Origin of the sequence: Vibrio scophthalmi LMG 19158, assembly GCF_000222585.1 — a bacterium.
Lineage (GTDB): Bacteria > Pseudomonadota > Gammaproteobacteria > Enterobacterales > Vibrionaceae > Vibrio > Vibrio scophthalmi.
Genome location: NZ_AFWE01000008.1, coordinates 1 through 867, shown reverse-complemented (window position 1 = coordinate 867; position 867 = coordinate 1). Strand labels below are relative to the sequence as shown.

Genomic DNA, 867 nt, shown 5'->3' with positions numbered 1-867 from the left:
AAGCGTCTAATTAAGCAGTGAGGCCTTATTCAGCCTCATCGATTTCCAGCGCCCACGGCATAAGATCGGTTAGATCATCTTGTGGCGATCGCATCGGCAGCACTTTGAATAAGTGCACGAAGTAGTAATATGGATTAATGTTATTTGCACGACACGTCATCACCAAGCTATACAAGTTAGCGCTTGCAGTCACACCTTCAACCGATGTTGAGAACATCCAATTTTTTCGACCCGTTGTAAACGGGCGGATATCTCGCTCTGTCACATTGTTATCAATGCTTATGTCACCATCTTCTAGATAGGTGAGCAACTTCGGCCATTGGTTAATCGTATAATTAATAGCGAGGCCGATTTGACTTTTCGGCAGTACTTTTCCTTGGCTTTCCAGCAACCACTCATTGAACGTGTCTAAGATGGGTTTCGATTTTCGTTGTCGTAGATGCTGCCTCTCAACAGCGCTCAAGCCTTTAGCTTCCTGTTCAATGCCATACAGCTTTGCGATAAAGCTGATGGCTTTCTCGATACGGCCTGATTTCTTCTTCGGTTGCGCTTTTTGTGCATCGGTAAATTTGCGTCTTACGTGTGCTAAGCACCCCGCTTGGCTGACATTATCGAGACCGTTATAAGCTTGATAACCATCGGTGAGTAGGTAACCCGAGTAGTCGCCAAGGAAGTCTTTAACACATTGTCCTGCACGACTTGGTTGATAGTCGTAAATGACCACGGGTTGTTTGGCGAACTCACCGCTACGATAGACCCACATATAAGATTTGCTTTGTGCTGAGCGTTCTTGCTCTCGCAACACTTGAACGGTCGTTTCATCCGCGCAGATGAGTTTTTCATTCAGTAAATGAGCTTTCATTGCTT

General features: G+C 45.4%; 1 protein-coding gene. It reads right to left on the bottom strand.

Annotation, left to right across the window (positions count from 1 at the left end; all coding sequences use genetic code 11):
• Nucleotides 1-25: 25 nt before the first annotated feature.
• Nucleotides 26-867, bottom strand: an 842-nt coding sequence (tnpC, locus tag RH88_RS00055) for an IS66 family transposase (protein WP_005592548.1), incomplete at its 5' end; no start/stop codon positions are given.